This window comes from Stanieria cyanosphaera PCC 7437, from assembly GCF_000317575.1.
Lineage (GTDB): Bacteria > Cyanobacteriota > Cyanobacteriia > Cyanobacteriales > Xenococcaceae > Stanieria > Stanieria cyanosphaera.
On the sequence record NC_019748.1, the window covers coordinates 2,211,135 to 2,231,652 of the forward strand.

At 36.9% G+C, this 20,518-nt stretch carries 16 protein-coding genes, 4 tRNA genes and 1 pseudogene; 6 read left to right on the forward strand and 15 right to left on the reverse strand.

Going from position 1 to position 20,518, the window contains the following annotated elements; all coding sequences use genetic code 11:
• Window positions 1-105: 105 nt before the first annotated feature.
• From STA7437_RS09620 to STA7437_RS09650, 7 genes are all read right to left on the reverse strand, one after another.
• Window positions 106-1,356, reverse strand: coding sequence for a response regulator (locus STA7437_RS09620; RefSeq protein WP_015193194.1), 1,251 nt, complete (start codon window positions 1,354-1,356; stop codon window positions 106-108).
• A 62-nt stretch (window positions 1,357-1,418) separates the two neighbouring features.
• On the reverse strand, window positions 1,419-2,231 hold the full coding sequence (locus tag STA7437_RS09625) for a pentapeptide repeat-containing protein (RefSeq protein ID WP_015193195.1): 813 nt from the start codon (window positions 2,229-2,231) through the stop codon (window positions 1,419-1,421).
• A gap of 545 nt (window positions 2,232-2,776) precedes the next feature.
• On the reverse strand, window positions 2,777-3,454 hold the full coding sequence (locus STA7437_RS09630; RefSeq protein ID WP_015193196.1) for a response regulator transcription factor: 678 nt from the start codon (window positions 3,452-3,454) through the stop codon (window positions 2,777-2,779).
• A gap of 67 nt (window positions 3,455-3,521) precedes the next feature.
• The gene (locus STA7437_RS09635; protein ID WP_015193197.1) at window positions 3,522-3,923 is read right to left on the reverse strand and encodes a response regulator; all 402 of its coding nucleotides are present in this window, start codon (window positions 3,921-3,923) and stop codon (window positions 3,522-3,524) included.
• Window positions 3,924-4,051: 128 nt separating this feature from the next.
• Window positions 4,052-7,198 (reverse strand): GAF domain-containing protein, encoded by a 3,147-nt coding sequence (locus STA7437_RS09640; RefSeq protein ID WP_015193198.1) that lies wholly within the window; start codon window positions 7,196-7,198, stop codon window positions 4,052-4,054.
• 171 nt (window positions 7,199-7,369) lie between these two features.
• Window positions 7,370-7,849: a nitrate reductase associated protein gene (locus STA7437_RS09645; RefSeq protein WP_245562098.1), complete on the reverse strand. Its 480-nt coding sequence runs from the start codon at window positions 7,847-7,849 to the stop codon at window positions 7,370-7,372.
• Between the two features lie 392 nt (window positions 7,850-8,241).
• On the reverse strand, window positions 8,242-9,042 hold the full coding sequence (locus STA7437_RS09650) for a septum formation initiator family protein (protein ID WP_150109052.1): 801 nt from the start codon (window positions 9,040-9,042) through the stop codon (window positions 8,242-8,244).
• Window positions 9,043-9,223: 181 nt separating this feature from the next.
• On the opposite strand from STA7437_RS09650, the gene STA7437_RS09655 reads away from it, so the two are divergent.
• Entirely contained in the window at window positions 9,224-9,433 is a 210-nt protein-coding gene (locus STA7437_RS09655) for a hypothetical protein (RefSeq protein WP_015193201.1), read from the forward strand.
• A gap of 302 nt (window positions 9,434-9,735) precedes the next feature.
• Here the strand turns inward: STA7437_RS09655 and STA7437_RS09660 are convergent.
• Window positions 9,736-9,951, reverse strand: a pseudogene (locus STA7437_RS09660) (redoxin family protein); the annotation flags it as partial.
• A 35-nt stretch (window positions 9,952-9,986) separates the two neighbouring features.
• Between STA7437_RS09660 and STA7437_RS09665 the strand changes: the two are divergent.
• On the forward strand, window positions 9,987-10,337 hold the full coding sequence (locus tag STA7437_RS09665; RefSeq protein ID WP_083856854.1) for a phage integrase N-terminal SAM-like domain-containing protein: 351 nt from the start codon (window positions 9,987-9,989) through the stop codon (window positions 10,335-10,337).
• Window positions 10,338-10,528: 191 nt separating this feature from the next.
• Here STA7437_RS09665 and serS read toward each other — a convergent pair whose 3' ends face one another.
• From serS to STA7437_RS09680, 6 genes are all read right to left on the reverse strand, one after another.
• Window positions 10,529-11,812 (reverse strand): serine--tRNA ligase, encoded by a 1,284-nt coding sequence (serS, locus tag STA7437_RS09670; RefSeq protein WP_041619922.1) that lies wholly within the window; start codon window positions 11,810-11,812, stop codon window positions 10,529-10,531.
• 235 nt (window positions 11,813-12,047) lie between these two features.
• A complete protein-coding gene (locus STA7437_RS09675; protein ID WP_015193203.1) occupies window positions 12,048-13,652 on the reverse strand; it encodes a TROVE domain-containing protein in 1,605 nt (534 codons plus the stop codon).
• Window positions 13,653-13,947: 295 nt separating this feature from the next.
• Window positions 13,948-14,077: transfer RNA gene (locus tag STA7437_RS26130), tRNA-OTHER, on the reverse strand.
• A 14-nt stretch (window positions 14,078-14,091) separates the two neighbouring features.
• Window positions 14,092-14,218 (reverse strand) — tRNA-OTHER (locus STA7437_RS26135).
• 96 nt (window positions 14,219-14,314) lie between these two features.
• Window positions 14,315-14,445 (reverse strand) — tRNA-OTHER (locus STA7437_RS26140).
• A 737-nt stretch (window positions 14,446-15,182) separates the two neighbouring features.
• A tRNA-Arg gene (locus STA7437_RS09680) sits at window positions 15,183-15,256 on the reverse strand.
• A 70-nt stretch (window positions 15,257-15,326) separates the two neighbouring features.
• Between STA7437_RS09680 and moaC the strand changes: the two genes are divergently transcribed.
• The 3 genes from moaC (at window position 15,327) to STA7437_RS09695 (ending at window position 16,448) form a co-directional block, all read left to right on the forward strand.
• Window positions 15,327-15,833: a cyclic pyranopterin monophosphate synthase MoaC gene (moaC, locus tag STA7437_RS09685; RefSeq protein ID WP_015193204.1), complete on the forward strand. Its 507-nt coding sequence runs from the start codon at window positions 15,327-15,329 to the stop codon at window positions 15,831-15,833.
• 68 nt (window positions 15,834-15,901) lie between these two features.
• Window positions 15,902-16,153, forward strand: a complete 252-nt coding sequence (locus STA7437_RS09690; RefSeq protein WP_015193205.1) for a 2TM domain-containing protein — start codon at window positions 15,902-15,904, stop codon at window positions 16,151-16,153.
• On the forward strand, window positions 16,146-16,448 hold the full coding sequence (locus tag STA7437_RS09695) for a DUF3181 family protein (RefSeq protein ID WP_015193206.1): 303 nt from the start codon (window positions 16,146-16,148) through the stop codon (window positions 16,446-16,448). The genes STA7437_RS09690 and STA7437_RS09695 overlap by 8 nt, the downstream gene beginning before the upstream one ends.
• Window positions 16,449-16,801: 353 nt before the next feature.
• Here the strand turns inward: STA7437_RS09695 and STA7437_RS09700 are convergent, their stop codons facing one another.
• On the reverse strand, window positions 16,802-17,113 hold the full coding sequence (locus tag STA7437_RS09700; RefSeq protein WP_015193207.1) for a (2Fe-2S) ferredoxin domain-containing protein: 312 nt from the start codon (window positions 17,111-17,113) through the stop codon (window positions 16,802-16,804).
• 397 nt (window positions 17,114-17,510) lie between these two features.
• Between STA7437_RS09700 and STA7437_RS24830 the strand changes: the two genes are divergently transcribed.
• Window positions 17,511-20,360 (forward strand): PAS domain-containing sensor histidine kinase, encoded by a 2,850-nt coding sequence (locus tag STA7437_RS24830; RefSeq protein ID WP_015193208.1) that lies wholly within the window; start codon window positions 17,511-17,513, stop codon window positions 20,358-20,360.
• Window positions 20,361-20,518 lie beyond the last annotated feature (158 nt).

A 20,518-nucleotide genomic window follows, 5' to 3' on the forward strand; every position in this document is an offset into this window, starting at 1 on the left:
TTTCTCTTTTCTGTGGCGATCCTAACATTTCTAAAGTCCTAAGTTTGACTAGGTAAGGCATATTCAAATTTTGTAATTAACTGCAACGTTATTATATATAGATGTCTAGTTAAACGCGATCGCGCTTAGATTGGTAAGATTGTGATTAGATACTTGAGAGGATTTTTCAGAAATATTTTCTGATAGCAAATCTCTTACTGTGGCTAAAATTTTTTCACTTTCAATTGGTTTAGTAACAAAACTGGAAGCACCGACCATTTTTGCTCTCATTCTATCTATAATCCCGTTATTGCCTGTTAACATGACTACAGGTACATTTTTTAGCTTAGAAACTCGTTGTAATTGACTACAAACTTCGTAACCATTGATCATAGGCATTCCAATATCCAAAAAAATCAGACCGGGTTGACAAGGAACTAATTTAGAAACAGTGTGAATAGGATCTTGAATACCCATAAATTGATAGCCTGCTGTAGTTAAAATCTGCTCCATAATCTGTAGCACCTGGGGACTATCATCAATGCAAACAACTAATGGTTGCTTTGTTGGTTGTGGTTTTGCAATAGATGATTGATCGATTTGGTTGGTTTGACAAATACTTTGCTTGGAAGTTGATGGCAAGATTACATCAGGAATGTCAACTAATTCAATTAGTCCTTGGTCAATATAAGATTTAAGAGAATAGGTCAGTTCTACAACATCTTTATTCATTTTAAAGGCGAGATCGCGCAAGGTATTTTTTCCATTGATTAATTGAACAAAACGTTCATAAATTAAATTTGGAACTAAACTTTGCAATTCTTCTTGCTTTTTAATTATTGGTGTGAAATTAGGTGAACAAGATTGAAGACCTTTTTGCATCCATTGTAACCAAATTTGATAACTTTGTTGATAGATAGATTCAGCATTTACCAGCGTTAAAGGAATCTTAAAATCAAACTTTAAAAAAGAACTAAGAGATTCCGATTCAATATTGTATTGTAATAAATTATTATTTTCAATCAATAATATATCAAATAAATTTTCTTGAATTTGATTTTCAATTAACAAAAGCAATTGTTCTTTTTTTACTATTTTCTTTTGATACAAAACTGTCAAGAAATTATAGCTTTGACTATCAAAAGATTCTAAAGTAAGTGAAGCAACTTCATTAAAATTGACTTCAGAACAGTATTTAGCTAAATGTCTTTTCCAAGATTTATCTGGAGAATAACCACCAACAGCCCAAACTAATCTACCTTGACAACAATAAAAAGTCCAAGTGATATTTTTTAAATTATTTACTTTAACTTTACCTGTAAATTTTTGTGCTTGAATTTCTTTGATTTGATTAAATAAATTAGTTGTGTGTCCCATAATTAAATCAATGTTGTAAAAATAAATTTTAGATGTATTTAAATTCTTTCTGTTTTGATTGATTAAAAAATGATTTTTTCGTGGTCAATCAGATAAGGAAACTCTCGAAATATATTAGAACAATGGTTAATAAAATTAATCATCCATTGTTGAGCAAAATGTCGTTGTGAATTTTTAACATTCATTCCCGCAACTCCAGAAAATGTAATTTGTCCAGACGCATTAACTATGAATCGATTTAAGCAAGGAGATTCTGGACGAGAAGATTGCCAATTTTTAGCAGTCATCATTGGTCCTAAATAACGACTGCCATACTGAGTGAGATAATTAAATTTTTGAAGTAAATCTTCTACAGAAATTTTTGCTTCTAATAATGTTTCTTGGTTAATAAAATTACAATTGTCTGGTAAATGAGTATTATGGTCAAAGTATACTTTGCTTAGGTTTGTTGGTTCTAAATCGGCACCTACTAGATAAGTCCCTCTTAAATCAGCACCTTCTAAAATAGTTCCTTTGAGGGTTGTAGCGTCTAAACTAGCATGACGTAAATCGGCATCCCGTAAGTTGGCATTACTTAAATGACCACAAACAATGGTTGCGTGAGCTAAAAATGCTCCTTGTAATTTAGCTTCATTGAGCTTAATACAATTTAAGTTGGTATTCTCAAGATTAGCTCCATAGAGAATAGCCTCACTTAAATCTGCATTGCTTAAATCTGCGCCTTTTAGATTAATATATCGAAGGTCTGCGCCTTTTAAATTAACACCTGTCAAAGTAACTTGTTCAAAATTTCTTTGTCCTGATTCGTATCTTTGTTGTAATTCTTTGAAGTTTAATCTCATAGAAGTTGAGGGAAAAATTGCTGAGCGAATCATAATTTGACCTCTTCAAAAAGATTGTTAACAAATTAATTTATATAAGCTTTAAAGAAAAATATTTATACTTTGATGTGAACAGTCCCTCGGCTTGGGTTCACGTCGTAAATCTACACATCTTTTAACTATTGTTAATTTAATTCCCCAATCTATTATTTCGTTTGTGCTTCGATCTCGATAACGAGATTTGTTTTAGCATTGATTTTAGATAGAAAAGGAATTGTTTGTGCAATCATGACTTCAGATCGGTTTATATCTCTAAAATAAACGGGTTAAGTGAAAACAGTAGGTAGAGAATCGGGATAAAATCGGGAATTTTTTAACTTTTCAATTTATGTAATATAGCAGTTCTCATATTGGTGAGGTACAAAGTTAGTCGTTTTGAGGCAGAGGGCAGAAGGCAGGTATTAGTTGTACTTCATGAATTTAAGCAACGCTGTATTAGGCGCATAGTAAACCCATCCCCAGATCTGAAGCAAGGGGTATCAATCACGCAAATTAAGCTGATGAAAGGAAAATCTATCGCCAAGCGCGACGAGAGAACGTCAATCTTTGGATTTGAGGCGGTAGCCGACACCTCGAATTGTTTCAATAATATCTTGGGGTGCGCCTGCCATTTTTAGCTTTTGACGTAAATACTTAATATGAGCTTTAACGGCTTCTTGGCTTGGAGGTTCTTCGCTAGCCCAAATATTATTAATAATGGCTTGACGACTTAAGACTCGTTTACCACTACGTAGAAAAAGTTCAAGCAGAGAAAATTCTTTCGGAGTAAGTTCTAAAACTTGACCATTATAGGTGACTTCATGACTACTGGGTTCTAAGACTAAATTATTCCAAACCAAGTTAGATTCGGCACAAACAGTTCCACGCCTCATTAAAGCTCGAATTCTTGCCATTAATTCTAATAAATCGACTGGTTTGACTATATAGTCATCTGCACCAGCATCTAATCCAATTACTTTATCTGTATTGGCATCGCGACCCGTCATCATTAAGATTGGTACTGTAGAGCCATGAGAACGAAGACGTTGGCATAAGCTAATCCCATCTAATTTAGGTAGCTCAACATCCATAAGAATAGTACTATAGTCTTCACTAATTGCTTGTTCCCAAGCTAATTCTCCATCATCAACAATATCAATAGCATATCCATAATGTTTTAAAGCTTCTGCTAAAACTTCAGCTAAATTAATGTCATCTTCAACTAATAGTAATTTCATTATAAAAATCTTTTTATTAACAAAAAATTGATAGGCTCAAGCTCAATAATCAAAATTATTTTGGTAACTAACTTTTTTCTAAACCTAACCCTGATAGAATTACTGTTAATAATTCTTCTTCTGTCCAAGGTTTATACAGACAAGCATATAGATTAGCCTCTTGTTTGGCACGAGCGATCGCATTTTGATCGGCTTGTCCAGTCAACAAAATACTTACAAGTTGAGGAAAACGTTGATGAACTTGGATCAAAAACTCATCACCTTTAATCCCAGGCATCAACCAATCTGAGACAATCACTACAATTTGTGTTCCTTCTTCTTGTAATAGTTCAATTATTTCCCATGCTTCTTCAACACTTTCTGCAATTTCATAGCAATAGCATTTCCCAAAGCAACGAACAAGTTGTTCTTTAAGTGTTTCTAGTATTGCAACTTCATCATCTACACAGAGAATAGCAGAATGAGACATGATAAAATTTCTCCAAAGTTTTAGAAATAAATACTAATATTTACAGCAGTTTTCAATTGGATAGACCAGATTAATCTAATTAACCTTGTAGTTTATTCAACTGAAAAGCGCAGTAAATTAACTCTGCATTATTCAGTAATCTGAAACGGTAACCACACTGTAAATATCGTTTGTCCTGGTTGAGTGTCAATTTCAATTTGTCCTTGATGCTTATCAATAATTTTTTTGCAAATGTATAAACCAAGACCATTTCCTTCGCCAATAGGTTTAGTTGTAAAAAAGGGATCGAAAATTTTGGCTTGAATTTCTGGTGCAATGCCAGTTCCAGAGTCAGTAATTCGGACTTTGATGCCATTGGCTTCTTCAAAAGTGGAAATGGTTAAAATTCCTTGTTTTTTGATAGCTTGAATAGCATTGTGAATTAAATTTGTCCAAACTTGAATTAATTCATCAGGAAAACACCAAATAGGAGGAATGGGTTGATAATCGCGAATAACTTCAATATTTTGTTTAAGCTTATTGTGAAAGAGTTCTAAAGCATTTTCTAAGCCTTCGATGATCTGAACTTGATACTGTTGATTACTATTGTCGTAACGGGCATAGTTTTTGAGTGCAGCTACTATTTTCGTAACTCTTTCTACGGCCGTTTTGATCGCACGACTGTTATTGGGTAAACGAGCTAGATTATAAGCAAGTTGTAAAATAAACTCACTATTATCTTGTTTGAGTAGGGATATAAAAGGTTCAATCTCATCACCATAAATATTTATATCAATCAATCGATCAGCAACCCAAACAGGATCTTTGAGTTGGTATAACTCCAACCGTTTCACCATTGATTGTTTGAGGGTTCGTTTTTGACGACCAGTTACTAAAGTTGGTTGTTTAATTGCTTGCTCAATTAAAGCAAAAAACTGACATTGTTCATTAGAATTAAGCCATTGGCAAAAATAAGGCAGTTGTTCCAAAGCTTCATTGATGCCTCTAGTCATATTTCCCACTGCTGTTTTAATCGTACCCAAAGGAGTATTAATTTCATGAGCAATTCCAGCAATTAACTGTCCTAAACCAGCCAACTTCTCGCCTTGAATAAGTTGGATTTGGGATTGTTGTAAATTCTTGAGGGCTAAGGCTAATTCTTGTGCTTGTTGCTGAGTTTGCTGTAATAGTTCTGCTTGTTGAAGTGCAATGCCTAACTGTACGCCTACTTGGGCTAGTAGATTGACTTCTTCTTGTTGCCAATAACGTGGCTGGAAAGCCTGATAGGCCATGAGCAGTCCCCAAAGTTTTTCTCCTTGCAAGATTGGTACAAAGGTTTCGTTACGAGGATATTGATCGTTTTTACTTTCTGGAATTAAACGATTTTCTTGAATTTGCGCTTGAGTCAATGATGTCCAATCATCAGCGATTGAGTCGGCAACAAACTCACCACTCCAGTCAGAGTGAAAGCGGTAAATAGCTACCCGTTCTACTTGTAGAAGTTGACGGACTTCTTGAGTTGTGGTTTTAAAGATGGTATCGATATCTAGAGAACGACGAATTTTCTCAATAGTAGTTGCTAAAGCTCTCTGACGTTCACTAGCTTTTTCTTGTACTCGTTGAAGATATTCCGCTTGTTGAAGAGCAACACCAAGTTGCCAACCAATCTGACGTAGCAAAGAAATTTCATCTTCTTCCCAATGACGAGGAGAAGAGTTTTGATAGGCAGCTAATAATCCCCAAAGCTTTTCGCCTTGAAAGATCGGAGCGATCGCGTAAGCTTTGGCTTCAAATTGTTTCAATAACTCCAGGTGACATTGAGCATGACCTACTTGATAAATATCATCGACGGCAAAAGTTTCATTGTGAGCATACCTACCACCTTGAGTTTCTTGCAAATGAGTATCACGGATTTTAGGCAAAGTTCCTACTAATGGTGTCCAACCTTCTGTCATCGATTCTGCGACAAAGTTACCGCTCCAGTCAGAGTTAAAGCGATAAATAGCCACTCTGTCGGCTTTAAATAATTGTCGAACTTCCTCAGTTGCGGTCTGAAAAATGATTTTAAGATCTAGAGATTGACATATTTTATTAATCGTAGTGACAATGATTTGTTGGCGTTCGGCGACCCATTTTTGTTTTTCTGCATTCGCCAGTTGAGCGGATTGAAGTTTCATTTGCTCTATATAATCTGATTGTTGTAGAGCCACTTCCAACTGTTGGGCAATCTGTTGAACAAATTCAATTTCAGGCTCTGTCCAAGCTCGAATGCCACTACACTGATGAATACAGAGTAAACCCCATAACAATTTACCTTGAAGCAAGGGTACAATCAAATTAGCTCGAATTTGTAACTGCTGTAAGTTCTCAAGGTGACAATCTTTTGATTGAGTATGATTAACATCTGTCACAGCTTGAATTTTGCCTCTTTGGAAATCAATAATCTCCTGTTGTCCAAAACTGGTAAGTTTTAACGATTTAGCTAACACTGAATTCCATTGCCGATCTACGTCTTCGGCGATGAATTCACCATCATTCCAGTCACTCTCGGGTTGAAAGCGAAACACCGCCACTCGATCAACATCCAATAATTGCCTAACCTCTGTTACGGTAGCCTTAAAAATTTCATCTAAATTGAGAGATTCTCGAAGGTGAGCAATCACCCTTGTCTGCGTTTTTTGCTGCTTTGCTTGCCATTTGGCTTGCATCAACATTTTATTGTGTTGTATGGCAATTTCTAAATGTTCGGCAATTTGTTGAACAAATTCAATTTCAGAGTCTGTCCAAGCTCGAATGCCACTACACTGATGAAGACATAATAAACCCCACAACGATTTACATTGCAGCAAAGGCACAACTAAATTAGCACGAATTTGAAATTGGTTGAGTAGGTTAAGATAGCATTCTTTGAGATTAGAATTGTCAACATCTGCGATCGCTTGTATTTTTCTATTCTGATCATTAATGGCATACTGCTCTACAAAACATTGACCTTGGACTTGTTGTTCCAAAAGAGAGTTCCATTGCGGGTCAACATCTTCTGCTATAAATTTTCCATTATTCCAAATACCATCAGGTTCAAATCGAAACACTGCTACTCGATCAACTTGGAGTAATTGTCTAACCTCTGTTACCGTAACTTGAATTAAATTTTCTAACTCCAGAGATTCTTGAATCCTGGTAATTATTTTTGTCAAAGCTTTTTGCTGCTCAAGTTTATGCGACTCTAAAAGACAAATGAAACTATCGATGTCTTGTATAGAAAAAGGTTGATTTTGGTCAAGAATATGTTGCATTTATGTCACATTTAAAATTAGCTTTGATGTACTAAGATTTAGGCAATATTAGTTGTAAATTTTAGTATTCCCAAGGATAGTCAAAATCTAACTTTAAATTGTGGAGCTTATTAATTATCAGTTATTAGTAGAGACGTAACCTGTTACTTCTCTACTACACCAGTTACCAATTTAGATTAATTGAAATTCTTTCAATGCTGGTAAAAAGTTTTTATTTTCATGACTGGGACGACTCAATTTAATCAAAGCAAAACGTTGTACAGGAGTGAGTTTAGACCATTGTTCAATAGTTATGTTTAAATTAGATTCTGCTAGTTTTGTTTGCAAATCTTGAGGAATTGAAGTTTGATCTAACCAAGCAGGATGAGGATCGAGGGGTAATTCCCCTGCTGGTGCGCCACTTTTTTCTTGAACTAGATTTTGTAAAAATTCGCGATATTTTTGAGCTTCTGTTTCAGTTGAACAAGGCAAAGAAACTAATGCTTGACGTTCTTGTTGATCGAATTGATGCCAATGAGAGAGTTTGAGTTTGACTCCGCAGGTATCTAGTTTTATCCTGACTTGCATAGGAATACAACGCAAAGATTCAACAAAGTCTGCTTCAAATTGGAAAAATTGGTTGTTAGTCATGTGTTGTAAGCTTTTGTTCATTTAAAATTGCATATTCAACCTCTGCTTCTGCCCTCTGTCTTTTCTCAACTAATAAATTAGATGCACCAGCAGCTTAGTTAAAAGTTTTTACTAACTAATTTAAGCTAAGTTATTTGCCATATTTTCCAGTCAACAAAGCTATTAAAGCTAAATTTAATAATAATTGTTTTCTAGGTAAGAAATTTATTTAATTCGTAGAATAAGAAGATGTCAACTAAATAGATAATTTATTTTTATTGATGCATTAACCTAGAATTTATCCTGAAAGCGATCGCTTTTATTGTCAAGATTTAATGATGTTGGGTTAAGTCAAGCGCAACCCAACCTACTAGTTGATAACTACTTTAACCAAATTCCAATTTCTCTGTATATATATAAATGTTCGCCCTTCCTCAATCTATTACCGAACAAAATTCATCTCGAACTGTCAGTTTCGGCAAACCCATTTCACGCCTCCTGATTACTTCTTCAGAACGTAGAATCGGCAGGGTTAGTTTTTCTGCTGGAATTGGTTTTTTTCTGGGGCGAGGTGGTTGAATTTGATCTAGAGGTATTAGTTTATCTGGTGGAAATATCTCATCTAGATACCAATTGTCTTGGGATAAAACATCCCAAATATCGACTAAACGGCGGAATTTACGCGCTTTGTCACCCATTTTTAAGAGCCAGCCTCCGACAGTACGCTGTACATCCATGCAAGCTTGATGGGCAAGTCTGATAACTCTTTTGAATGATTGACGCACGATAGGAGATATATCTCTGGCACGACGAATGATGTTTTTGGCTTTGTTTAATTCTTCTGTAAGTTGCTCGTTTTCTTGTCTGAGTCGAGCGTTTTCTTTTTTCAGGGCGATGATTTCTCTTTCTAGTTCGGTTCTAGTTGGTTCGGGTGAATCGCAAAAAGGTATTTCTTCTGTATTTGATTCAATTTGATACTGTATCAGGGGAGTAATATCGTTGATGATAGGGCAATCGTAGCCACCTCGATCTAATTCTACCGACCATCTAGGTGGATAGGTGCGCTCTACTGGACGAATAAGTGTTCCACTAAATTGGGTGTCTCCGTAGAGATAGACTCGTTGTTCTGGTTGTAAGGTTGTTTGGCTCTGTAGTTGTCTGTTTGAGGTTGAATTTATCTTTAGTTCTTGGCAAGTGGATTTATCTTGTTTTATATTTATGGGTAAGCTCGCCATATTTTTGTGAATGTGAATGAGACTCGACGGTTGAAGTTTGTCCGACTGGCAACCGTCTTCAAATAAACAATACAGCAATTCTCACTCGTATACAAGTGAAAATTGTTTTTATTTATGTAACTTAATACTTTTAGAAGTAGCTCTGGACAACAATATTTAGTGTTCAAACAGGTTAAAAATTGTGAGCAAAAAATACAACATAGAAAATTTAACTCCATTTGAGCCTGAAGGAGAGAAAGCACTAAGTAAAAAACCCCTTCAGCTTAGAGTAGAACAAGAAATTTACGATACGGTGATGTCTCTACCAAAGCAAAAAAGACTCAAGCTTTTGCGTCAGTGGATTAAGGACGGAGTAGAGAGTTTGGACAACGACAATATTAAAGCAAGTTGAAAATAGTTTTGCTAGAGAAATAAAAAAATAGAGATCGCAGTTTGAGCGAGATATCTTAGTTTTGCCATAAGTTTTGGTTAAGGTGAGCATCCAATTAAAAGACGCGATCATACTTTAGAACAGTATTTAAAAACGATCGCCATAAAAACTCAAATTACTCCAACAAGCGATCGCTCTTAAGACTTAAGCGAACATCGATTATTACGAGGTATTTAAAATTGTTAACGTTCCCGCTCACCCGCCGTAGATAACCTGTGCATCATGACCGATTAAATTTCGGCGGTCGGCGTGCATGGGCGTTGTTATACGGCGTGTTCTTGAAGCCAATCAATAACTTCATCGGCGTTTCTATCGGGTGGAAAAACTGGATAGAAGACTTTGACAATTTTCCCATCTTTAGCAATCAGTGTCACTCGTTTAACAAGATGCTTGCCTTCTATTTCAAACATTGGCAACTTCAGCGTATTGGCAAGGCTCAAGTCACAATCACTCAAAAGATCAAAAGGTAAATGTAGGCGCAATCTTATTTCATAATAAACGGCATCCTAGAGAAATGAGTGGAAGAGAAATTGAAGAATTTCTCACTCACTTAGCCGTAGAGGAAAATGTAGCTGCATCTACTCAGAATCAGGCATTAAATGCGATTTTATTTTTGTATAAGGAAGTTCTCAAGCAAGAATTAGATTTACAAGTTGACGCAGTACGAGCTAAGAGAAGTAAATATCTGCCAACTGTCTTAACGAAAGAGGAAGTTCTATCTATTATCAATAATTTATCGGGCGTTTATCAACTTGTGGTTAAATTGCTTTATGGTACTGGATTGCGACAAACTGAATGTCTACAATTACGAGTCAAAGATCTTGATTTTGCTCAAAAACAACTTATTGTTAGAAGCAATTTTTAATCCATGTTTAGTCAGATTAGCAAATTTGTAACATCAATAACTATCATTAAATCTAACTTCAATTTAAAGTAGCGATCGCTTTTTGATAAATAGTAATAAATTTATTAATACTGTGGTAGGAACAATTTATAAATTGGAGAGGCTGTGTTTCGAGGTAAACTCGAAACCTTGTACGCCCTGTTTTTTATTATTTAAAGCACTTCTCGTTTTAGATAAGGTTGTAAAACTTCAGGAACTGCAATTGTGCCATCTGCTTGTTGATAATTTTCTAAAACAGCAGCCATTGTTCTCCCTACAGCTAAACCCGAACCATTGAGAGTGTGGACAAATTGTGTTCCCTTCTTACCAGCTTCTTTAAAACGAATATTTGCTCTTCTGGCTTGAAAATCCTTAAAATTGGAACAGCTAGAAATTTCCCGATAAGTTTCTCCTGAAGGTAACCACACTTCGATGTCATAACATTTGGCTGCACCAAAACCCAAATCTCCCGTACACAATTCAATCACGCGATAGGGTAACTTTAAAGCTTGTAAAATTGCTTCGGCATTGTTAACCAAAGCTTGATGTTCTGCTTCTGAAGTCTCAGGATGAACAATTTTAACCAACTCTACCTTATTGAACTGATGTAATCGAATCAAACCTCTAGTATCCTTGCCATAACTGCCAGCTTCGCGACGAAAACAGGGAGTATAAGCACAGTGATAAATTGGTAATTGAGAGGCTTCAATAATTTCGCCACGATACAAATTCGTTACAGGTACTTCGGCAGTAGGAATTAACCAAAGGTCATCCTCTTGACATTTAAAACTTTCTTCGGCAAATTTAGGTAACTGTCCCGTACCAGTTAAAGAATCGCTATTAACTAAAATGGGGGGCATTACTTCAGTGTAACCAGCTTCAATTTGGCGGTCTAACATAAAGTTAATTAAAGCCCTTTCCAAAGCTGCACCAGCACCGATTAAATTAACAAAGCGACTTTGAGCAACTTTAACCGAACGAGTAAATTCTAAAATACCTAATCGTTCGCCAATTTCCCAATGAGGCAAGATATCGGGATTATTAGGGATATATTCATCGCCCCAGCGTCGAATTTCGACATTTTCTGTTTCATTTTTACCAATCGGGGTAGATTCACTCGGTAAATTGGGTAATTGGAATAAAAGAGTTTCTATTTGGGCTTTTAAATCTTTTTCTTGAGGTTCTAATTCGGCTAGTTTAATTTTAAGCTCGTTTCCTTCTTCTTTTAAGCTATTAATCTCTGCACCATTGGGATCGCTACCACCTCGAATTTTTTGTCCAATCAACTTACCAATTTCGTTACTTCTAGCACTGAGTTGACTGCGATTAGTTTCTAATTCCCTCTGTTGTTGGTCTAATTGTAAAATAGGTTGGAGGTCGTATTCTCCTGCACTACGACGATTAAGTAATTCTTGGATTTGGTCTGAATTTTCTCTGATTTGTTTGAGGTCTAGCACCGCTTTATCAACCTTTTGGTTCATATTTCCCAAAGTTTAGGATATCTTCTTTTGGGTAGATTTAGGTTAACGAAATTAAAAAGGGACGCTATTAAAAACGCCCCTAAAATTGCTTAGGACTATTTCCTGTTCGTCAAAGATAAATGGGGAGAGAAGGAGATAGGGAGATTTTTAGCTCAATATCTGCTTATTGCAGTCTAAAATTGCCCTAGCCTCAAGTGTCTGGAAGACAATTTTACAATTCACCATTTGCCAACATTTGAATTAAACGAGGAACACCAGGATCGAAACCAGCCAAATCCCAAGAATTTTTGTCTTTGGGGTCTACTAAACTGATTTGATAAGGAGTAAGGGTTACGTAAACTGCCTTGACATTAGGATTTACTTTCTCGCGATACTCCTTCAACGCTACAGAAGGATGTTTTCTTCCTGCCCAACTTTCATTGTCTGTCCAAAAACAAATCACATCTGCTTTGAATCTATTTTTAATCGCCCAATCATAGGCAACCGAAGCATCTGTCGCCCCAAAATTATTGTTACTCGCTTTTTTAAGAGCAGAACTAAAAGAATCTCGTCGAGAAATCCCTAGATCAATAAATTTAGTAGAAAAACCACGTATCTCATAGTTTTTCTCTGCTTTTGCCGTAACCAATGCCATAGTAGCAGCAATTTCGCAGCAGGTTAAACCAACTGAACCAACTACACCGCAAGACATCGAACCAGAAATATCAACAGCATGGAGAAAGACTTTATTCGTAGGTTCGACTACATCAAAAGCCAATTCCAAAGCTTTTTCTAAGATATCCACAATCCGAGGTACAGGAGTCCAAGTTTTTTGGCTACGTCCTACTTTTCCCCCAGATTTGTAAGTTTTTAAGGCTTTGAGGACATCGATAGGATGAATACGTCCGCGACGCAGATGGTTTTTATTATTTAAAACTGCTTCAAGGCGGTCTAAATTCTCCCGACTATCAGCACGCAACACATCTAACTGAGTTAGAGAACCTAAATTTCGCAGCATTGCACCGATAGGCATTTCGTTAAACAACAACTGCCATGCAGCTTGATCCATCTTGCCCACAGGCGCACACATTTCATGAGTAAGTCTACCTTGAGTAATAGCTTCATGGGTTTGTTCGGGATGACGTTTCAACCATTCATACCACCAGATTTGAGTTAAAGTATCATCGGGATTATATTCTGGTAATCCTTCCCAACCACTAACCGCCCATTTAAACAAGCGATCGTGATCTACTGTAGGTGGTTTAACATGAAATAGTCTCAAGGCATCTCGGTGTTGGAAGCCATGACGTTGTTGGTATTTTAGTAATTGATAGGCTAAAGCTCTGACATCTTCTCTAGATAACCAAGCTGTACCAGCTTCCCGAATTACCTTACCAAAACCTCGGATCGACTTAGTATAGTTCAACCATTCATAGAAATGGTTACCAGTACGTACTACTTGAGGAAAGATTTCTAAGAAAGCTTTTTTGGCTGCGGGTGTTTCTCCCATCGATAGCAATACTAAAGCTAAGATAGGCGCGCTGTTATTAATTGAACGTCCATCAGAAGCATAGAGAATTTCTTCAGCAACTCGATGAGGATCTTCCGCTACTGCCTGTTTAATAACTCCAATAAAGTCTTGAGTTAATTCTTTTTTATCTGCATAATAGGTACTTTGTGCCGTACCAATCAACAGACAACGGCGTAACATCTGCCAGATCCCAGCATCAAACATATAACCACCAGAACGTCCTTGGATCATTTCTGCTTCTCGTCCTGGAATTGGTTGATTTTGAGGTGTATTTTGGGATTTATTAGTAAAAAAGCGGTAATTCATTTTATTACCTCCAGCCCTTACGGGCAAAGTTATTAACAGTTATCAGTAAACAGTAATCAGTTAACAGTGATTATTGTCAGCTTGTTCGCTATTCACTGATTTAAAATTGGTTTGGTTATTTTTGATTAACCTCACCAGGGGGCGGTATAGGAATCGAACCTATGTAAGCCAACGATAACCCTCGTTCTTCGACCCCATTGGGATAAGATTATGAACAAAGATTTTTCTTTGTCAATGGTTGAGTAACCATCGACAAAGTACCGCCCCAAGAGTAAGAGAAGTTTTTAAAAATTATTGGTGCGTTGGGTGGGATTTGAACTCACGACAATCTAGATTACGATCTAGTTGCTCTTACCGATAACCTTCACTCTTCGACCCCAGAGGATAAAATACGAATAAAGATGTTGATACTGAGCTACCAACGCTTGTTTTTATAATTTGGTGCAACGGGTAGGACTCGAACCTACGACACGCCGATCCCTAATCGATAACCCTCATTCTTCGACCCCAAAGGGATAAGTTTATGAACAAGGATAATGCTGCTCTACCAACTGAGCTACCGTCGCTTGTGAGACAAATTGACAAAAGTAATGAGAGATAAAAATAGATAATTAGAGATTAGAACTAAGTTTTCACTTATTACCTATTACTTTTATATATATTGGTGCGTCGGGCAGGAATCGAACCTGCGATCGCCGACTGCTAATGGAGTAATCGATAACCCTCATTCTTCGACCCCAGAGGGATAAGATACGAACAAGGAAATGCTGCCTTACCACTTGGCTACCGACGCTTGTATTTATAGTAATCTTGTTTAATTTGGAGCAGTGGACGGGACTTGCAGCTGTGTCTCTCGCCTTGGAAGGCGATAACCCTTATTCTTCGACCTCAAAGGGATAAGGGAGGACACGTCGGGTGAACTTGGTTTACCCGCTTGTTTCCCGCAGGGCAACCGAAGGTTGGATGTCCGTTATGAACAAAGATATAAGGCGTTCTAGGCTGCTAAATTACCACTGCCTTGAGATTACTTTTGTAGTATATCAAGTCAAAAGCATTTTTGCAATATTTTTGTAGTATAAATAGATTGCTCTCTTTTTATCAAAAACTGTATTCTATGGTTTCTAATTTTCGTTTGGGAAAGGAGCGATGTTGAGAGCCAACTAAGACATAGGCTTTGCGTTTCCCTGTTTGGTAATTTCGATAATCATTACCTGACTCGATTACTTTCTGGTGGGTTTCGGCATTCTGGCCATAGAAACGAATAATTTGATTGCGAGTACGGCGGATCAGAACATGAGATAGTAAATCTTGTCAATTGCGGTCGCATTTTTCTACTCCACGAAAGTATTCTTTTAAAATGGGTGGATTGATTGGTAAATCAATTAGAGCGTCTTGATGAATTTAAAGAGTTGAAGAAGTAGCTTGATTTGAGTTTTTAGGTAGGAGTAGAGTGAAGGTAATTGAGGGAACTTTGACCAAGGAAACATGGTGTTAGGGCGAGAACTCCCGATCATAAAGCGTTACATCTAACGGGCGAGAAGGGATTCGAACCCCTGACACCGTGGTCCGTAGCCACGTGCTCTAGTCCACTGAGCTACACGCCCTTGAGTGGTTAATTAGCAATCTGCTAAATTTACTCAACAGTATTTGATAATAGCACAAGCAAATTTAATTATGCAAGAAACATCTCAAAATCAACAGCTTTCCCATCTGAACGAAAGTGGAGAGGCTCAAATGGTCGACGTTTCAGGCAAACAACCTACTCGTCGTCAAGCAGTAGCAGCAGGGAAGATCAAAATGTCTTCAGCAACTTTTGCAGCAATTGAAGTAGGCAATACACCCAAAGGAGATGTTTTAGGTACAGCCAAACTAGCAGGGATTATGGCAGCTAAACAAACAGCCAATTTAATTCCTTTGTGTCATCCTCTCCCTTTACATCAGATTGAAGTACAAATTATTCCCGATCAAGAATTACCTGGTTATCAGATTCTTGCTACAGTGACTACTAAAGCAGAAACAGGTGTGGAAATGGAAGCCTTGACTGCGGTTTCGGTAGCAGCCTTAACTCTTTATGATATGGCAAAAGCTTTGGAAAAAGGCATGGTTATAGAATCAATTAGTCTTGTCAGTAAAACAGGAGGAAAATCAGGAGACTATCTTGCGATCCCAAAGCCTAGATAAACCTTTACAATTAGAATTAGTTTGATTTGTCTTGATAACTTAATAAATTTTTGAATTTTTAACTAATTATGCCTCCTCGTTGGCCTAGAAAACCAGACCGTAAAGACCCTGCTTATCGAAAATTAGATGACCGCATGAATTTTGCTGTTCATGTTGCTGTTTATGCTGCGATTAATTCCGGTTTATGGTTTGTCCATAATTTTAAACATACTACTTGGTCTTGGCTAACTTGGGTAAGTTGTGTCTGGTTAGCAATCTTATTACTTCACTTAATTTATCTTACAGCGATTGCAGACTATTCAGTGGAAACAAATGGCTAATACAACCGAAGCAATTGAAACTTTAGCTGCCGAAATTGGCGAAAATATCTACATTGATGTGGCTAAATGGCATCTTTATCTAGCTGATGCTCATTTACATACTGTAGTAGCAGAACGGGTTTTTACTTTAATTGAAAACGATCAACTGAGTGAAAATGCCGTTTTGGATATTCTCAAAGCTATTCCTGTCAAACTAGGTGGTGGTAAAACAGAAGTTCCTTTACTCGATCTTTTACCAATGCAATCCCAGGTACATTTGTTAGATTTGTTAGAAGAATTTCAACGAAAAATGTAACAAGAATTAAAAAATTAAAACTGTTATATAGCGGTTCTCAGATTAATGAGATACAGTTCATTTTCCTGGTTGAGCGTTGGTGGTTTCGCGCGCCTTCGGCTGATGATGACGCGTCATCATCGGAGTTGATTGTTCATCCCTCATAATTAGTAATTAGTAATTACTAATTAGTAACTGGTAATGGTGTACCTCACCAAGAGCGAGAAAGGCTATAGCTAAAAATCACAATCAAGAAAGTTGGGTTAATGGGGAGATAGACAGAAATTAGCTTGAGAAAATATCCAGATAATTTGTCTGAAAAATTTCTTCTAAAACCCCATTGCTCTTTTACGAAAAGGAAACAGCCCTAAAATCTAGAAGTGGCTGGTATGAGCTTTGTGAAATTTTGGATAAAGCATCTCTTTGATTGGATGTTGTTCTTGTAAATGCTGCTTAATAATTAAAGGAACTTCATCAGGACTAACTTGCCAATACCAAATTTGTTCAGGTTCAACTAAGATCATTGGGCCGTTGCCACATTGTCCTAAACAACTAATTGGAATTAATTCTACTTCGCAATCCAAATTAGATTTAAAAGCATCCCAAACTGATTGGGAATGATATTTTCGACAAGCGCGACCCAAGCAGATGATTAATTTTTTCTTACCATTTACTGGTTGATTCATATTAATTAGAAGATAAATTTTTCTAAGCCATACTCTTTTTAATGTTTCCTTTATTGTAAAGACTTTATACATTAGAAGAAAAGTCAGACCAGAAAGCCTTTCCAGGGTGCAGAATTTATAGCAGTTCTCACGCTCTATGAAGTACACTCTAAGACCGAGTTTGATTAAATAGTTAAATACTTTGTCTGATCGAGAATTAGGAAAACGAGCGAAGCCCTGACAGAAGCGAAGGGCCTGAAATTGGGGAAATTTTATTTAAAGTGCTGATCCGTACTCTAAGATAAGATACTGGTTTTTATTAATTGTTACTTTATAACTGATAACTGGTCACTGGTGTAGGGGCAATTCATGAATTGCCCCTACTGGTCACTGATCAAGCGAGCTACTTTAAACTAAGATGACTAATCATGCTAGTTCACCCCTTCAATCATCGTCAAGGCAAAATTTTGCGAGTCAACTCAAGTTTGCTGCTATTGTCACCAGTCTTCTTGTGATTTGCTTGGGTTGTGCTGGTATTTTAGGCTGGGTGTTTGATCTAACTATTTTTAAAAGTATTTTTCCTCAACACGTGACCATGAAAGTTAGTACTGCTCTAGGTTTTATCTTAGGAGGTATTTTGCTTTTATTGTGGCATCAACAACAAAGCCATTCTCGGAACAATCATGCTTTAATTTTATGTTTGTGGCAGTATTTGTTACCAAGTTTGATAATTCTATTCAGCCTGCTAACTTTGGGTGAATATGGCTTCAATCTAGATTTAAGTACAGATTGGCTTGCGTTTCCAGAACCAGACAATCCTACGGATTTGATCACAAGAGGAAGGATGACACCTTATACGGCTTTGAACTTTTTCTTGTTTAATTTGGCTTTTTTACTTTTAATTCAAAAATACTATCTTACTGCTCAATTACTGATTGTTTTGGTAATAGCGATCGCGACTGTTAATTTAGTTGGTCATACTTACAACATCACTATATTTTACGAAGTCGTCTCGGGGACAGAAATGGCAATTCACACTGCCTTTGGTTTTATTTTGCTAGCTTTTGCTTTTTTAGGTAGTTGCCCCGAACGAGGCTGGATCAAAGAGATCGCTACAGAAAAAGCTGGCGGGTTGATGGCTCGTTGGTTATTCCCGATTTTGCTGCTTATTCCACCCTTCTCGGGCTGGTTTTTTTGGTGGTGGTTACAAGGAAATGTTTACAGTGTCAGATTAATTATTGCCCTGAGAATTTTATTGGAGATGGTATTTTTTGGGGTAATTGTCTGGTGGAGTGCCAAAAAGTTAAATGAAATGGACCGCCAACGACAACAGGTTTCTCAAGCATTATTAGATACTGAAAAGCGATTTCGCGCTATTTTTAATCAAACTTTTCAGTTTATTGGTCTACTTGCTCCTGATGGTACACTTTTGGAAGCAAATCAGACAATTTTGGATTTTGGTGGCATTAGCCTCTCAGAAGTAGTGGGCAAACCTTTTTGGCAAACCTATTGGTGGCAAATTTCTGAACAAACTCAATTAGATTTACAAAGTGCGATCGCACTGGCTAGACAAGGAGAATTTATTCGTTACGAAGTAGATCTTCAAGGTGCTAACAAACGAATCATTACTATCGATTTTTCTCTACGTCCAGTGATCGATGAAATAGGTGCAGTAATTTTATTGATTCCCGAAGGAAGAGATATTAGTGAGCGCAAACAGGCTGAAAAAGCTTTGCAAAAAAGTGAATTAAGATATCGAGCGATCGTAGAAGATCAAACGGAATTGATCTGTCGCTACTTACCAGATTCAACCATGTTATTTGCTAATGATGCCTACTGTCGTTATTTTGGTTTAGATAAAAATACTTTAATTAATCAAAAATATACTCCTGTAATTTATGAAACAGATCGTCAACGGGTAGATCAACTGGTTGAGTCTATGAACATCGATCATCCCAGCGTTATGATTGAAAATCGGGTTTGGGCAAAAGGAAAAGTGCGATGGACACAATGGAATAACAGGATGATTTTTGACCGACAAGGACAATTTTTGGAATATCAATCAGTAGGAAGAGATATAACTGAGCTTAAAGAGGTCGAAGAAAATTTAAGAGCAACTGAAGAACTTTTTCGTCAACTCGCAGAAAATATTAAAGACATCTTTTTTCTCTATTCTGCTGATGGCAAACTCATCTATGTTAGTCCAGCCTATGAAAAAATTTTGCATCAGTCTTGTAGCAGTTTATATGAAAATCCTGAATCTTGGCTAGCAATGGTTCATCCTAATGACCGCCCAATTTTCCAACAAGCTTTAGCTCAATTGAACCAAGGAGATCAAACCTATGAATACCGCGTTATCGCTCCAGATGGTGAGGAAGCGTCTCCCCGTGAGGGGTCGTCCCTGCCGTCGAACGGCAGGGCTTGTGAACTCCGTCAAATTAACTGGATTAGAACTAGAACTTTTGTGATCCAAGATGAGTCGGGCAAAGTTTACCGCATTGCTGGTATTGGTGAAGATGTAACAATCCAAAAACAAGCAGAAGAAAAATTTAACGCTTTGATTCAAGAATTGAAGCGAAGTAATGAAGCTTTAGAAGAATTTGCCTATGTAGTTTCTCACGATCTACTTTCTCCTTTGCACAAACAGCGAATGTTGAGAGAATTACTTTTAGCTCAGTATGGTGAAATTTTAGACGAGCAAGCACAAGAATATCTAGACAGCATGGCACAGCTAAACCAAAAAATGCAAAATCTCGTTCGAGGTTTATTGGCGTTTGCTCGTGTCACTACTCAAGCACAGCCATTTGTTTTAGTAGATCTTAATTCTGTAGTTCGAGAAGTTATTGAGGAATTTGAGGCAGAAATTGCCCAAGTTAACGCACAAATCGAAGTAGGAACATTACCTACGATTAATGGCGATCGCTTGCAATTATATCAACTATTTCATAATTTACTAGAAAATGCTCTTAAGTTTCGTGCTGTGGAGCGACAACTAAAAATTAAGATTTATCAGTTATTTACTACTCAAACACCATTAGATACTCAAATGTGTCAAATTATGATCGAAGATAATGGAATCGGTTTTGAAACTGAAGCAAGAGAAAAAATTTTTGCTCCTTTTCATCGTTTACAAAGTTATAGAAAATATAAAGGTACGGGTTTAGGTTTAGCAATTTGTCGTAAAATAATCGAACGTCATCAAGGCACAATTACTGCTCAAAGCCAGCTACAACAAGGAGCAAGTTTCACGATTTGTTTGCCATTCTAAAATTTCCTTGATTATATATATTAATTAAAATTTAAATTCAGATGCTGCGCTTATAAATTTTATTCTGTTCTGTTGAATAGTTATGTTATTAGTAAGGTAAGGCAGCGATGCGACCGCCTTTTAGGTTTCACGGGGCGTACAAGCTTTTGAGGAAACCT

What these genes read in the sequence shown, in the direction of transcription:
- STA7437_RS09700 (WP_015193207.1), bottom strand. Translation starts at nt 17,113, where the DNA reads ATGAATCAACCAGTAAATGGTAAGAAAAAATTAATCATCTGCTTGGGT.
- moaC (WP_015193204.1), top strand. Translation starts at nt 15,327, where the DNA reads ATGCAAGAAACATCTCAAAATCAACAGCTTTCCCATCTGAACGAAAGT.
- STA7437_RS09650 (WP_150109052.1), bottom strand. Translation starts at nt 9,042, where the DNA reads ATGGCGAGCTTACCCATAAATATAAAACAAGATAAATCCACTTGCCAA.
- STA7437_RS09620 (WP_015193194.1), bottom strand. Translation starts at nt 1,356, where the DNA reads ATGGGACACACAACTAATTTATTTAATCAAATCAAAGAAATTCAAGCA.
- STA7437_RS09645 (WP_245562098.1), bottom strand. Translation starts at nt 7,849, where the DNA reads ATGAACAAAAGCTTACAACACATGACTAACAACCAATTTTTCCAATTT.
- STA7437_RS09640 (WP_015193198.1), bottom strand. Translation starts at nt 7,198, where the DNA reads ATGCAACATATTCTTGACCAAAATCAACCTTTTTCTATACAAGACATC.
- STA7437_RS09690 (WP_015193205.1), top strand. Translation starts at nt 15,902, where the DNA reads ATGCCTCCTCGTTGGCCTAGAAAACCAGACCGTAAAGACCCTGCTTAT.
- STA7437_RS24830 (WP_015193208.1), top strand. Translation starts at nt 17,511, where the DNA reads ATGACTAATCATGCTAGTTCACCCCTTCAATCATCGTCAAGGCAAAAT.
- STA7437_RS09630 (WP_015193196.1), bottom strand. Translation starts at nt 3,454, where the DNA reads ATGAAATTACTATTAGTTGAAGATGACATTAATTTAGCTGAAGTTTTA.
- STA7437_RS09695 (WP_015193206.1), top strand. Translation starts at nt 16,146, where the DNA reads ATGGCTAATACAACCGAAGCAATTGAAACTTTAGCTGCCGAAATTGGC.
- STA7437_RS09635 (WP_015193197.1), bottom strand. Translation starts at nt 3,923, where the DNA reads ATGTCTCATTCTGCTATTCTCTGTGTAGATGATGAAGTTGCAATACTA.
- STA7437_RS09675 (WP_015193203.1), bottom strand. Translation starts at nt 13,652, where the DNA reads ATGAATTACCGCTTTTTTACTAATAAATCCCAAAATACACCTCAAAAT.
- STA7437_RS09665 (WP_083856854.1), top strand. Translation starts at nt 9,987, where the DNA reads ATGAGTGGAAGAGAAATTGAAGAATTTCTCACTCACTTAGCCGTAGAG.
- STA7437_RS09625 (WP_015193195.1), bottom strand. Translation starts at nt 2,231, where the DNA reads ATGATTCGCTCAGCAATTTTTCCCTCAACTTCTATGAGATTAAACTTC.